We start from the raw sequence: 14,241 nt of genomic DNA on the forward strand, positions 1-14,241 counted from the left end.
CAAGCCGCGCGGGGCGGAAAAATGACGTTGTGAAAGCAAATACATCAGGGTTGCACCACCACGCGGCGCGTGAGCACGCCCGCCGCGGTGCGGGCCCGCACCAGGTACACGCCGGGCGCCACGGCACCCAGGTCGAGTGCGGCGCCGGCGGCCGCGGCAGTAGCCGAAACAGTGCCCGTCCACACGGTCTGGCCCAGCATCGACTGCACGGCCACGGCCACCGGCGCGGTGCCGGCGGCCGTGCCCTGGCTCAGGCGCAGGGTGAGCTGGCCGCGGGTGGGGTTGGGGTAAACATCGAGCGTGGCGCCTGCCAGCTGCGGGCCGGTGGTGGCCAGGCCCGTGGGCACCAGGAAGCCGGCCGTGTTGTCGAGCAGGTCGTCGCTGCTGCCCTGCACGGCGTTGGAGCCCATGCCGCGCCGGGCAAACACCTGCCAAATCAGCGCCTGATTGGCCCCGCCAAACGTGGCGCGGTCGGCGGCCAAGATGGCGTCGCGGCCGTCCAGGAAGCCGGGGCTGCAGGGCTGCAGCTTCAGGGCATCCATCACCAGCTGCAGGGTTTTGTTGTTGCCGCCGGTGCCGGTGCTCAGGTTGGCGTCGTAGCCGTAGCGCTGAATCATGGCCCAGTTCAGGTCCCACAGCACGGTGCACCACACCAGCCCGATGTTGTGCGAGTCGTAGGGGTAGCCAAACCCGTCGTCGCCATAATTCACGCCGTTCACCGTTTGGCCGATGAAGGCGTAGGTGGCATTGTTGGCGGCAAAATTGGTGCTGTAGGGCAGGGGCCGTATGCCGGGGCCCGAAGTGGGCTGGCTCAGGACGTAGGTGCCGATGCCCCGGGGCGTGGTGCCCACATCGCCGGGCCGGGTGGTCATCCACAGCTCAAAAAAGTCGCTCCAACCTTCGCCCATCTGCTCGGCGTTGTCGAGGCAGTTGGGTGCGCCGGCCGGGCCGCCCGTGAGGCGCGTGCTGATGCCGTGCGCGTACTCGTGGGCCACCACGCCGTTGTCGAAGCCGCCGTTGCGGTCGGGCGGCGCGGCGGCCCCCCGCAGCGAGGCCGTGAGGGTCCCGCCGGAGGCCATGGCTGCCTTCAGGCGCTGCCCGTCGGTGCGCGTCAGCATCACCAGCGGTATGCGCAGGCCCACCGTGTCGGCCGGGTCCATTTCCAGATGCACCAGAAAATCCTGGCTGTGCAGCAGCACCAGCGCCCGGGCGCCCGCTTGCTGGGCCGCGCGCAGCTTGTCGACGTAGGCGCAGTCGTAGTCAAAATCGGCCACGGCGATGTTGCCGCGCACCTGGGCCGCGTTGAGCCAGGTGCCGCGGCAGCCGCTGGTAGGAGTAGCAGAGCCGTCGTTGGCCAGAACCAGCGTGCCGCTCAGGGGCGCGCCCAGGGGCAGGGCCCGGCCTACGGGAGCCGGCATCGCGGCGTAGGAGCCGGCGGCCGGGCCGGTGCCGGCCACCGTGAGGGCGTTGGGCAGGGGCGCCTGCCAGATGCCCAGCACGATTTCGGGATAGGAAGTGGGCGTGGCAACGCCGTCGGCGGTGGGGTTGAAGTAGCCCTCACTGTAGTTTTCGCCAATCTGGGCCCGGATGTAGTCGCCGCTCCCGGCCACGCCACTGTAGTTGGTGGCCTGAAAGTTGCCGCTGGCCTCGCTGAAACCGTAGCGCAAGCTCAGGTCGTGCATCAGGTTGGTCCAGTAAAACAGGTTGGTGAGGGCCGCCGGCTGGTTGGCCTGGGCCGAAAGCGCCGGATTGTGGGCAAAGTCAAACTCCAGCCCCGTGCCGCCATCGGGCGAGAAGCCGGGCGTGACCACGTGGTTGCCCACCGGCGTGAAGGCATACGCGTTGTTGCCGCGGCTGATGGTGTATTCCGGGCCGGCTGCGCCGTTGGTGTCGTGCCAGCCGAAGGGCGAGGCCACCGCGTCGGCTGGGCTCACCGCCACCGTGGCGGCGCCGTGCAGGGGGCTTTCGAGCGGCGCGGCAAACACGCGGTAGCCATTGGCCACGGCGGGGCCCTGGGCCCGCAGCGGGCCGGCGGGCGCCGACGCCAGCAGGGCCGCGCCGGCTTTTCTCGTCTCGCGAATGATGCGGTTGCGGGCTTTGAGCACCCGGCCGGTGGCGGCGTCCACCAGCACGGTCCAGGCATCGGGGCCGGTTGCGGGGCGCACCTGCACCTGCCACGCGGCCACCAGTGCCCCGGTGGGCCGGCGCAGGTACACCAGCGTGGCGGGCTCGGGGGCGGCGGCTGTGGGCTGACGCAGGTGGGTCAGGGCCGTGGCGGTAGCGGCGCTGGACGCCACGGCGGGCGCCGCCAGCCGGGCCACCGCGGCCCGCAGGCCGCCCACAAAGCTGCCGGTGCGGCTGAGCAGCTTGCCGGCCGCGTCGAAGTGCAGGCCGACTTCGGTGCCCTGCACCGCGGTGCCGTTGAGCTGCTGGCACAGAAAGGCGTGGCGCAGGCCGTTGTGCGCGTCGGTATAGCTGCCCGTTACCACCAGGTCGTTCAGGTCGGCATCGCTCAGGCCCAGGCTGGCGGCGTGGGCCCGCACGTACTCCAGGGCTTGTGCCTGCACGGGCGAAGTAACGGTGGCGGCCGGCGCGGTAGGCTGGGCCAGCACGGGCGTTGCGCCCAGCAGGGCCGCGCAAAACAGAAGCCGACGGTGGGTGGCAGTGAGGAAAAGTGGCAGCATGCAGGAAAGGAAAAGGTGAGATGGATAAGCCGTGGATGCCGACCCCGGGCGAAAGGTTGGCTCAGCTGCCGGCAAAAATGCGCCAATTTTTGGCCCCGGCCCCGGCCGCCGCCCCGGCTGGCCTACTTTTGCCCCATGACCTGGCCCCAAGCCCTGAAACAATTCGACGGCTACCTGCGCCTCGAAAAGTCGCTCTCGCCCAACTCCGTGGAAGCCTACGTGCGCGACGCCACCAAACTGCAGCAGTTTCTGGTGTTCCAGAAGCTGCACGTGGGCCCGCTGCAGGTGACCACCGAAATCCTGCGCGAGTTTCTCACCACCCTGCAGGGGCTGGGCCTGGGCGCCACCTCGCAGGCCCGCACGCTCTCTGGCCTTAAGGCTTTCTTCAACTTCCTTATCATGGAAGACCTGCTGAAGCTGGACCCCACCGACACCCTGGAAGCCCCCAAAACCGGCCGCCACTTGCCCGACACCCTCAGCTACCCCGAGATTGAGCAGCTGCTGGCCGCCATCGACCTGAGCACCGACGACGGCCTGCGGGCCCGCGCCCTGCTCGAAGTGATGTACTCCTCCGGCCTGCGCGTGAGCGAGCTGTGCGACCTGCGCCTGAGCAACATGTACGCCGACCAGGGCTTCATCAAAGTGGTGGGCAAGGGCAACAAGGAGCGTCTCGTGCCCATCGGCCGCGAAGCCTTGAAACACCTCAACTTCTACCTCAGCGGCGTGCGCGGCCACCTCGACATCAAGCCCGGGGCCGAAGACTTCGTGTTTCTGAGCCAGCGCGGCCGGCCGCTCTCGCGCATCACCGTCTTCACCACGCTCAAAAAACTGGCCGAGCAGGCGGGCCTGCGCAAAACCATCAGCCCGCACACGCTGCGGCATTCCTTCGCCACCCACCTCATCGAGGGCGGGGCCGACCTGCGCGCCGTGCAGGAAATGCTGGGCCACGCCAGCATCACCACCACCGAGATTTACACCCACCTGGATAGGGATTACCTGCGGCAGGTCATTACCGAGTTTCACCCACGGAGCTAAGAAACAGGCGAAAGGGGAGGGGGCCGGCGTTGTACCGTCCATTTTCAAGGCCGCATTGTGTAAATTTGGCCTTTATGCTTCCGTCGAATGGCCGATAACCTATACAAGAACACTCCCGCCGGCCCGTCGGCTAACCGCCCGGCCGAGCCCCGGCCCACACGGCGCAACGAGCCCCGCCCCGGTGGCCCGGCGCCCGAGCCCGCCCCGGCCCGCGCGGCCGAGCCGCGTCCTGCCGCGGCCAACGTGCCCAAAGCCGCCCGTCCGGCACCCGCTACCAAACCCGCCAAACCGCCCCGCGAGCCCCGGGGGCCGCTGCCCGGCGTGGGCAAGCTGCTGGAAATCCTGCGCGACCGTCGCTTCCACCTCTTCGTGGGCTTTGGCCTGCTGCTGGCCAGCCTCTACCTCACCATTGCCTTTACGTCCTTCCTGTTCACGGGCCACGCCGACCAAAGCGTGGTGGCCTCGCTGGGCAACACGCCGGTAAAAGAAGCCGGGCAGGAGTCGGGCAACTGGCTGGGCTTGCTGGGCGCCTGGGCCGCCCAGCTCTTCATTTACAAGCTGTTTGGGGTGGCGGCGTACGCGCTGGTGCCCATCGTGTTTTTTCTGGGGGCTAAAATCGTTTTCCGTACCGCCAAGGTTTCGGTGAGCTATGTGCTGGCCCTGGGCCTCTTCACCATGGCCTGGCTGAGCGTGCTGCTCGGCTACGTGGTGGTGACGCTGGCCACGCCCGGCGCCGACCCCGTGCTGGCCCACCGCCTCGATTTCCTGTGCGGCGGCGTGGGCTTCGAGGCTGCCTCTTGGCTCGACAGCCTCATCGGCTGGGGCACGGTGCTGCTGCTGGCGTTTGCCCTGATTTCTTTCGTGGTGTTCTTCTTCAACGTCACCAGCCTGAACCTGGGCAACTTCCGCCGCCTCAGCACCGAGGACGATGCCGACGAAGACGCTGAGCTGGAAGCCGAGATTGCCGCAGAGCAAGCCGCGGCCGCCGTGCCCGCTCCCGTAGTGCCCGCCGCCCCGCAGATGACGCTGAAAACGCGCCCCGCCCCGCCCGAGGTTGCCGTGTCAACCACCGCGACCAACTCCGCCGCTGGCGCCCAGGCCACCGATTTGGAGGTGAGCAGCGACGAGCCCGCCACCGCTCCGGTAGAGTTTGAGCCCGCGCCGCGCATGGGCGCCGGCGTGCCCCTGAGCGTGAGCAGTGCCGCCTTGGCACCGGCCGCGGCGCTGGCCTCCACGGCGGCCGGGGCTGCTTCCGCCGCAACTGCCGCGGCCGTGCCGCTGGTGGCTTCCGGCCCGGCGTTCTCCATCGAAATTCCCACTGACGAAGCGGTGGAAATAGCGCCCAGCGCCCCCGTGGCTACCATTCCCACACCGCTTTCGCTGGCTGATTTGGCTGATGGCGACCTGCCTGCGGTGGCTCCGCTGGCGCCCGTTGCACCGGTCAATCCGGCCGCCACGCGTCCGCTCGAAATCACCGTGCCCGGCCGCGACGACCTCGACCCCAACGCCGGCGCCGACATTGCCGCCGTGGTGGATGAGGACGAGGACGCCGACGCCATGCCCGCCGGCAACTACGACCCCACGCTGGACCTCTCGCGCTACCAATACCCCACCCTGGAGCTGCTCAACGACTACGGCGTGGCCAAAGCCCAGGTAACCAAGGAGGAACTGGAGGCCAACAAGGACCGCATTGTGGAGACGCTGGGGCACTACGGCATCGGCATCGCCAGCATCAAGGCCACCATCGGGCCCACGGTTACGCTCTATGAGATTGTACCCGAAGTAGGCGTCCGCATCTCCAAAATCAAGAGCCTGGAAGACGACATCGCGCTGAGCCTGGCCGCGTTGGGCATCCGCATCATCGCGCCCATTCCGGGCAAGGGCACCATCGGCATCGAGGTGCCGAATACCAAGAAGGAGATGGTGAGCATCCGCTCGGTGCTGGGCTCGGAGAAGTTTGCCCGCTCGGAAATGGACCTGCCGGTGGCGTTTGGCCGCACCATCACCAACGAGGTATTCGTGGCCGACCTGGCCAAGATGCCGCACTTGCTCATGGCCGGCGCCACGGGCCAAGGCAAGTCGGTGGGCCTGAACGTGATTCTAGCTTCGCTGCTCTACAAGCGCCATCCCGCCCAACTCAAGTTCGTGCTCGTCGACCCGAAAAAGGTGGAATTGAGCATCTTCAACAAGATTGAGCGCCACTACCTGGCCAAGCTGCCCGACACCGACGAGGCCATCATCACCGACACCAAGAAGGTGGTGAACACGCTCAACTCGCTGTGCATGGAGATGGACCGGCGCTACGACCTGCTCAAGGAAGCCGGCTGCCGCAACCTGAAGGAGTACAACGCCAAATTCATCGAGCGCCGCCTCAACCCCAAGAAAGGCCACCGCTTCCTGCCCTTCATCGTGCTGGTCATCGACGAGTTGGCTGACCTGATGATGACGGCCGGCAAGGAAGTGGAAACGCCCATTGCCCGCCTGGCCCAGCTGGCCCGCGCCATTGGCATTCACCTCATCGTGGCCACGCAGCGCCCGTCGGTGAACGTGATTACCGGCATCATCAAGGCCAACTTCCCCTGCCGCATCTCCTTTAAGGTGACGAGCAAAATCGACTCGCGCACCATTCTGGACACGGGCGGCGCCGACCAGCTCATCGGCCAGGGCGACATGCTGTTCTCGGCCGGCTCGGACCTGATTCGGGTGCAGTGCGCTTTCATTGACACGCCGGAGGTCGACCGCGTCTGCGACTTCATCGGCGAGCAGCAGGGCTACTCCGATGCCTACCTGCTGCCCGAAGTGGCCGGGGCCGACGGCGACGCCGGCAGCGGCAACGAGGAAATGGACCCCTCGGAGCGCGACACCATGTTTGAGGAAGCGGCCCGCTGCATTGTGCTGCACCAGCAGGGCAGCACCTCGCTGCTGCAGCGCAAGCTCAAGCTGGGCTACAACCGCGCCGGCCGACTCATCGACCAGCTGCAGCACGCCGGCATCGTGGGCCCGTTTGAGGGCAGCAAGGCCCGCGACGTGCTCATTCCCGATGAATATCAGTTGGAGCAGCTGCTCAACTCGATGAAGTAGTCAGCGCCCCGAGGCTGCGCTTCGGCCCGCAGGCGGTGTCGTTCAACGATTTCCGCCGGGCCGGGGCGCAGCTTTGGGGTGCACGCAGCGGGCCAGCCGGCTTTTTTTGCATTATCGCACCCTTACCAGCTTTTTGGCCGGACGTTTGTTAAACGAAATCCGTATCAGGCCATCAGAGCGCATTCAACCCCGCTCACAGCTTTTTCCTCCTAATGAAAAAATACCTCTCTTCTCTGCTGCTCGCGGCCACGCTGGCACTGCCCGCCGCCGCCCAGCAGGACCCCAAAGCTGGTAAGATTCTCGACCAGATGAGTGCCAAGTATCAGGCTCTGAAAGCGTTTCAGGCCACTTTTACCCAAACGCTGGAAAATCCCAGTGCGAAGGTGAAGCAGAATATCAACGGCGACATCGTGGTGAGCGGCCAGAAATTCCGCCTCAAAATCAGCGGCCAGGAAGTCATCAACAACGGCACCACCACCTGGACTTACCTGAAGAACGAAAACGAGGTCAACATCTCCGATTCGGACCCTGACTCGCAGGACATGTCGCCCTCGCAGATTTATACCATGTACAAAAAGGGGTATAAATACACCTACGTGCAGCAGGTAACGGAAGGCGGCGAGCCGCTCGACGTGATTGAGTTGGCTCCGGAAAACCGTCAGAATGACGTGTTCAAGGTGCGGCTGAAGGTGCGCAAGAAGGACGCCTCGGTGAAAAGCTGGCAGATGTTTAAGAAGAACGGCAACCAGTACACCTTCCTCATCAAGAATTTCAAGCCCAACCCGCCCGTCGACGCCAACACCTTTGCCTTCGACAAGGCCAAGTATAAGGGCGTGAAAGTGGTAGACCTGCGCTAATCCAGCCACGCCATCGTTTTGCGAACGGCCCGCTTCGAAAGAGGTGGGCCGTTTTACATTTGCGCCCATGCGCGAAGATTTCTACCACTACGTCTGGCAGCACCAGTACTACGACAAGCTGGAGTTGCGCACCACCGGCGGCGAGGAAATTCAGGTGCTGCGCCCCGGCCACCGCAACGCCGACGCCGGCCCCGACTTCCTGAACGCCCGCCTGCGCATTGGGGAAGTGGAGTGGAATGGCGCGGTAGAAATCCACCTGCGCGCTTCGGATTGGGCCCGCCATCACCACCAGACCGACCCCAAATACGACCAGGTGATTCTGCACGTAGTGGCCAGCGCCGACGCCGAAGTGACCCGCACCAACGGCAGCGTCATACCCGCGCTGGCCCTGCAAGCCCGGGTGGCGCCCGAACTGCTGGCGCGCTACCACGCCTTGGTGGAAGCGCCCGTGGCCGCGCCGCTGCCATGCGCACCGCTGCTGCAGCTGGTGCCCGAAATCACCAAAACCATGATGACCGAGCGCGCCCTCCTGGAGCGGGTAGAGCGCAAGGCCGATGCCGTAATGGCCCTGCACGACAGCCTTGGGCAGGACTGGGAAGCCACCGCCTACCACGCGCTGATGGCGGCGTTTGGCTTCCAAAAAAACAGCGAGCCCCTGGCCCGGCTGGCTAAGGCCGTGCCACTGCCCGTGCTGCGCCGCCACCGGCACGACCAGCGCCAGCTTGAAGCGCTGCTATTCGGGCAGGCCGGATTTCTGGTTGAAAATGAGGAAACAGCCGCCGATGATTACATCCGCGACTTGAGGCAGGAACACGACTTCCTGCGCTACAAATACGGCCTGCAGGAAGCGGCGCTGCACGTGCACGAATGGAACTACCTGCGCCTGCGGCCGGCCAACTTCCCGCCGGTGCGCCTGGGCCAGCTGGCCGGCCTGCTGCACGCCCGTCCGGCCCTGTTCGATGCCCTGCTCACGGCGCAGAGCGTGGCCGCGCTCACCGAGTTTTTTCAGGCCCCGGCTCCGAAATATTGGCGCCAGCACTTCCGGCCCGGCCGCCCCGGCAAGGTGCCGGCCCTGGGCAAAAGCAGCATCGAGCTGCTCATCACCAACGTGGTGGTGCCGCTGCGCGTGGCCTACGCCCGCCATGTGGGCCAGCCGGCCCTGATAGAAAGCAGCGTAGCCCTGCTGAGCCAGCTGCCGCCCGAGCACAACCAATACACCGATGCGTACGATGCCCTAGGTTTCGCGCATCGCACGGCGGCCGAGTCGCAGGGGCTGCTGGCGCTGCATAAGCAGTATTGCGCGCCCCGCCGCTGCCTGCACTGCACCATTGGCAGCCGTTTGGTACAACAACCCCGCGTCGCTCGATGAAACTTGCTATTGCGTTGGTTCTGAATGCCGGGCTGCTGGCGGTGCTGCTGCCGTGGGTGCGGCGGCAGTGGCAACGGGCGCCTGCCTGGGCGTGCTGGCTGCTGGCGTGGGGCCTGGGCGCCCGGCTGCTGGTGGGCGCCTGGCGCGGCTGGCATCTGGCCAACGATGCCCTATTTATCAGCGAGCAGGCGGCCTCCGTCACGCGGTTGCTCCGGGCAGGGGAGATGTGGCAGGCGCTTTTCACCGACGAGGTGGGCTGGCGCCAGCAGGTCATCACCTACTATGGCATGTCCAACACGCTGTTCATGGCCAAAATCCTGGGATGGCTCAACCTGGCCTCGCTGGACACCGGTTGGCTGAATGGCATGTATTTGAGCTTATTCAGCTTCGTGGGGTGTTGGCAGCTGGCCACCACCTGCTGGCGGCTATTTCCGCGCACGCCGCCAGCGGCGGCCGTGGTGGCGTTTGTGGCGTGGCCCACGGTGGTATTCTGGGCGGCCGGCGTGGCCAAGGAGCCGCTGCTGCTGGGCAGCGGCGCCTGGCTGCTGGCCCTGTACCTGCAGTTGTTTTATGGGGCGGCAGGCCGGCGGCGCGTGGCGAAGGTGGTGGGCCTGCTGGTGTTGGCGTACATGCACTTTTTCATGCGCTATTTCTTCGCGGCGCCCTTGCTGGGGGGGCTGGTGGGGCTGGCCGTGGTGCACCTGCTGCAGCGGTTGGGATGGGCGCACCGCCGCGTGGCGCAGGTGCTGGTGCTGGTGGCGGTGCTGGCCGGCGGCGCCTGGGCGGCCACCGAAGTGAGCGTGGCGTTTCGGCTCAACAAATTCACCAACCAGACCATGCGCATCTACGCGCATTCGCTGGAGATGTCGGCTGCCAAAGCTCACATCGAATACCCCAACCTGCGGCCCACGGCCGAAAGCTTTCTGCGCCACGCGCCACAGGCCGCGCTGAACGCCTTTACCCGGCCGTGGGTGGGCGAGTCGTGGCAGCCGCTGTACGTGGCCGCAGCCCTCGAAAACCTGGCGCTGCTGGCGCTTTTTGCTACCGCTGCCTTTGCTGCGTGGCGGAAGCGCGGGGGGCATTTGCCCTTTGGGCTGGGGGCTGCGCTGGTGATATTCTGCCTGATACTGGCTGTGCTGCTCGGCCTGAGCACGCCCAACCTGGGCTCGCTAAACCGCTACCGCAGCGCCGTGCTGCCTTATCTGGTATACCTGCTGCTGCAAAACAACGTGGCCGCGCTGGCCCTGCGCCGGCTGGGGCTGGGCCGTGGCAGCACGGCTCCCGACGAAGAGCCGGCAGTAGGTACGGCGCCCGGCAGCAAAGCCCCTGCGACGGGCGCCGTACCTTTGTAGCACTCCGCGACCCGGACGGCCCAATTGCGCCGTCCGGCCCTCGCCCCAGCCATCTGCAACTTCTTCTAATGGAAAACCCCGTTATCATTCTTGGTGCCCAAACCGTGGGCACAGCCGCCCTCGACGCCTTTCTTTCCAACGACGTGGTGGTGTACTGCCTGCTCGACGACGACAAAAAGCTGCAAGGTACCGAGCTGCTCGACGTGCCCGTGATGGGCAACACTGACGACGGCGAGCTGCTGAAATTGCTGGGCAAAAAGTGCGAAGTCTTCGTGGCCACCGACGACACCGCCAGCCGCCGCAGCCTCACCGAGATGCTGCGCAACGAGTATGAGGCCGTGCCCGTGAACGCCATTCACGAGCGCGCCAGCGTGTCGAACCACGCCACGCTGGGCCACGGCAACTACGTGGGCCCCAACGCCGTGGTGGCCGCTACCGCTACCCTCGGCGACGGCTGCATCGTAAACGGCAACGCCGTGCTCGAAGCCCGCGCCAACGTGGGCAGCTTTGCCCAAATTGGCAGCGGCGCCCTCATCGGGGCCGACGTGCAGGTGGGCGAGCAGGCTTTTGTGGGTGCTGGTGCCGTGGTGGTGGCCGGCGTCAAAATCGGCGACAAGGCCCGCGTGGGCGCCGGCTCGGTGGTGGTGGCCGACGTGCCCAACGGCCAGACCGTGTTTGGCAACCCCGCGGTGAAAGTTTAGGCAGGGTTGAATGTTGAATGTTAGGTTTTGAGTTGTAGTGATTCCGCACACCATGCATATGGCGCTGATAATCAAAACTCAAAACGTAAAGATGTAAAGATGTACCAGGTTCTTCTGTATTACTGCTATACGCCGATTGAGAACCCCGAGCAATTTCGGGAAGAGCACCACCGCCTGTGCCTGGAGCTGGACCTGCGCGGCCGCATCATTGTGGCCGCCGAGGGCCTGAACGGCACCGTATCGGGCACGCGCGAAAGCTGCGCCCGCTACATGGAAATCGTGAAGGGCGACCCGCGCTTTGCGGCGCTGGAATTCAAGGTTGACGACGTAGCGGCGCACACGTTTCAGAAGCTGCACGTGCGCGTGAAGCCCGAGATTGTGCACAGCAGCCTGCGCCACGTGCGGCCCCACGAGAAGACCGGCCAGCACCTTTCGCCTGAAGAATTCAAGGCCCTGAAGGACCGCGACGACGTGGTGGTGGTCGACGTGCGCTCGGACTATGAGTACAATCTCGGCCGCTTCAAAAATGCCGTGACGCTGGATATTGAAAATTTCCGCGACTTCCCCGAGCGCGTGGAGCGCCTTAAGGAGTTCAAGGACAAAAAAATCCTGACCTACTGCACCGGCGGTGTGAAGTGCGAAAAAGCCAGTGCCTACCTACTGGAGCAGGGTTTTGAAAACGTGTACCAGCTGCACGGCGGCATCATCAAGTACGGCATTGAAGCCGGCGGTGAGGATTTCGACGGCCAGTGTTACGTGTTCGACAACCGCGTGGCCGTGGACGTGAACCGCGTGAACCCCACCGTGATTTCGCGCTGCCAGCACTGCCAGGAGCCCAGCAACCGCCTCATCAACTGCGCCAACCCGCACTGCAACGCCCACCTGCCGCTGTGCGAAGCCTGCGGCGAGAAGCTGCAGGGTGCCTGCTCCGAAGCCTGTGCCGCCCACCCCGACAAGCGCGCTTACGACGGCACGGGCTCCTACCCAAAGCTCAGCAACCATTACAACCCTGCTCAGGGCTTTTCGTCTTATGCCAAATGAGGAATTAAAAATTAAAAATGAAGAATTAAAAATGGGTGCTTGTACGCCGTTTTAAGCCTTCATTTTTAATTCTTCATTTTTAATTTTTACTTGACATCATGATTCCTTCCTCCGAGCTAATCCTGAACCCTGACGGCAGCATTTACCACCTCAACTTGCTGCCCGACCATATTTCCGACACCATCCTCACCGTGGGCGACCCCGGCCGGGTGGCGCAGGTGAGCCGGCATTTCGACTCGGTGGAGTTCGAAACCACGCACCGTGAATTCGTGACCCACGTGGGCTACTACCGCGGCAAGCGCATCACGGTACTCAGCACCGGCATGGGCACCGACAACATCGACATCGTGATGAACGAGCTCGACGCGCTGGTAAACATTGATTTCATGGCCCGTACCGTGCGGCCGCAGGAGGAGCGCATGAGCCTGCGCATCATCCGGCTGGGCACCAGTGGCAGCTTGCAGGCCGATGTGCCCCTCGGGTCGATGCTGGCCACCGAACACGCCGTGGGCCTCGACAGCCTGGCCCAGTTCTACCCGTTGATGGAAACCGGCCTGGAAACCGAAGTGGCCACCGAGCTGCAAAAGTCGCTGGGCTTGCCCTACGCGCCCTATGTGGTGCGCGGCTCCGACCTGCTGCGCGAGCAGTTGGGCGCCGGCATGGTGATGGGCAACACGCTCACCTGCCCTGGCTTCTACGGCCCGCAAGGCCGCAGCCTGCGCATCGAGCTGCGCATTCCGGACTACATCGAGCGTCTGCAAAACTTCCGCCACACGAGCGCCGAGGGCGAATTCCGCCTCACCAACTTTGAAATGGAAACCGCCGGCTACTACTCGCTGGGCCGCCTGCTGGGCCACGAGGTGCTGTCGCTGAACGCCATCGTGGCCAACCGCGCCACTGGCGAGTTCGCGGAAAATGCCGGGGCCGTGGTCGATGCTATGATTGAGCAGACCTTGCAGCGCCTCGTCTGAACCACGGATAGAGCAGCCGGTAATAATCAAGTGTACGAAACAAAGAAGGCCGCTAACTTGAGCGGCCTTCTTTGTTTCGTAATCAACTGAGAAGCGAAAGCTACCTGCGGCACGTATGGCTTAGACCAGTTCCGCCAGGAATTCCATGGTGTCCACGCGGTCGGCGTACTCGTCCACGGGCGGCGACTGGGCCTGCCCAAACGGGTGGCTGCCCGCAAACCGGGCATCGGCCGAAACCACGCACTGCGTTTGAGCGGCAATGTCGGTGAGTTGGTCGACGAGGTCGATTTCGCTGGTGTATTCGGCTGAGAAGACCATTGAAATGGGTGAAACCAATGCTTCGCTGGGCCGAATGAGGAAGAAGCCGCTGTCGAAGTGCGGCACGCGGTTCACGAGCAGAATGCTCTTATTATAGTCGTAGTTGTTGTTGTATTTGTGGTGGTGCAGCACGCCTTCAAAGGGCTGCAGAGCGTCAAGCAGGGGCACAAAGCTGTAGTCTTTGGGCACAAACAGCTTGCTCACGTTGCGGCAGCCTAAGCCGTAGTACTGGAAAATGTCCGGACCCAGCTTGGCTAGCTCCTCGCGGGTTTCCTGCCCGGTGAGCACGGCCACACTGGTGCGGTTGCGGCGAATGATGTTGGGCTTTTTGCCGAAATAGTACTCGAAGTAGCGCGCCGTGTTGTCGGAGCCGGTGGCAATGAAGGCATCGGCGGCGTTGAGGCGCGGCAGCACCTGCATGAAGTCCGCAAAGCGCGGCTCAATGCGCGTCAGCTCTTCCATGAGCCAGAGCATGAGCACGGTGTCGTCGGCGCTGAGTTTGGCCAGCAGGATGTGGCCGCTGATGAGCACGCACAGCAGGTCGTGAAAGCCCACCATGGGGATGTTGCCGGCCATCACCACGCCAATTTTGCGCACAGTGGTGGGCTCGGGTGGGTAGCGGCCGGCCCAGCGGCGCAGGGGCTCCTCGGCCAGCAGGTGGGCAAGGCCGGCAAAGGCGGCCGTCACGTTGGGTGTGTCGAACCAGGCGTTTTGGTTGCGGGCGCGGGCGGCCAGGGTCGTCAGCTCGTCGGGGGAAAGGGAGGCCAGGCGCTGGCCCAGGGCCACAAAAGCGGCAAGTCGTTCGGATTGATTCATGCAAAAGGGAAGGGCC

General features: G+C 64.7%; 10 protein-coding genes. 8 read left to right on the plus strand and 2 right to left on the minus strand.

Going from position 1 to position 14,241, the window contains the following annotated elements:
- Positions 1-44: 44 nt before the first annotated feature.
- On the minus strand, positions 45-2,684 hold the full coding sequence (locus tag MUN81_RS10165; RefSeq protein ID WP_245117185.1) for a M36 family metallopeptidase: 2,640 nt from the start codon (positions 2,682-2,684) through the stop codon (positions 45-47).
- 135 nt (positions 2,685-2,819) lie between these two features.
- On the opposite strand from MUN81_RS10165, the gene xerD reads away from it, so the two are divergent.
- The 8 genes from xerD to MUN81_RS10205 all read left to right on the plus strand — a co-directional run bounded on the left by xerD (position 2,820) and on the right by MUN81_RS10205 (position 13,091).
- Positions 2,820-3,719 (plus strand): site-specific tyrosine recombinase XerD, encoded by a 900-nt coding sequence (gene xerD, locus MUN81_RS10170; RefSeq protein WP_198977045.1) that lies wholly within the window; start codon positions 2,820-2,822, stop codon positions 3,717-3,719.
- 87 nt (positions 3,720-3,806) lie between these two features.
- On the plus strand, positions 3,807-6,800 hold the full coding sequence (locus MUN81_RS10175; protein WP_245117186.1) for a DNA translocase FtsK: 2,994 nt from the start codon (positions 3,807-3,809) through the stop codon (positions 6,798-6,800).
- A 212-nt stretch (positions 6,801-7,012) separates the two neighbouring features.
- Positions 7,013-7,657, plus strand: coding sequence for an outer membrane lipoprotein carrier protein LolA (locus MUN81_RS10180; RefSeq protein ID WP_245117187.1), 645 nt, complete (start codon positions 7,013-7,015; stop codon positions 7,655-7,657).
- 67 nt (positions 7,658-7,724) lie between these two features.
- Positions 7,725-9,026, plus strand: a complete 1,302-nt coding sequence (locus MUN81_RS10185; protein ID WP_245117188.1) for a DUF2851 family protein — start codon at positions 7,725-7,727, stop codon at positions 9,024-9,026.
- Positions 9,023-10,378, plus strand: coding sequence for a hypothetical protein (locus tag MUN81_RS10190; protein WP_245117189.1), 1,356 nt, complete (start codon positions 9,023-9,025; stop codon positions 10,376-10,378). The genes MUN81_RS10185 and MUN81_RS10190 overlap by 4 nt, the downstream gene beginning before the upstream one ends.
- Before the next feature lie 68 nt (positions 10,379-10,446).
- The gene (locus MUN81_RS10195; RefSeq protein WP_245117190.1) at positions 10,447-11,079 is read left to right on the plus strand and encodes a NeuD/PglB/VioB family sugar acetyltransferase; all 633 of its coding nucleotides are present in this window, start codon (positions 10,447-10,449) and stop codon (positions 11,077-11,079) included.
- A 99-nt stretch (positions 11,080-11,178) separates the two neighbouring features.
- Positions 11,179-12,120: a rhodanese-related sulfurtransferase gene (locus MUN81_RS10200; protein ID WP_245117191.1), complete on the plus strand. Its 942-nt coding sequence runs from the start codon at positions 11,179-11,181 to the stop codon at positions 12,118-12,120.
- A gap of 98 nt (positions 12,121-12,218) precedes the next feature.
- Positions 12,219-13,091: a nucleoside phosphorylase gene (locus tag MUN81_RS10205; RefSeq protein WP_245117192.1), complete on the plus strand. Its 873-nt coding sequence runs from the start codon at positions 12,219-12,221 to the stop codon at positions 13,089-13,091.
- A gap of 120 nt (positions 13,092-13,211) precedes the next feature.
- Here the strand turns inward: MUN81_RS10205 and MUN81_RS10210 are convergent, their stop codons facing one another.
- Complete coding sequence (locus tag MUN81_RS10210; RefSeq protein ID WP_245117193.1) at positions 13,212-14,225, minus strand: acyl-CoA reductase; 1,014 nt, start codon at positions 14,223-14,225, stop codon at positions 13,212-13,214.
- Positions 14,226-14,241: the final 16 nt, after the last annotated feature.

The sequence above is a fragment of the Hymenobacter sp. 5317J-9 genome, from assembly GCF_022921075.1.
Classification (GTDB): Bacteria; Bacteroidota; Bacteroidia; order Cytophagales; family Hymenobacteraceae; genus Hymenobacter.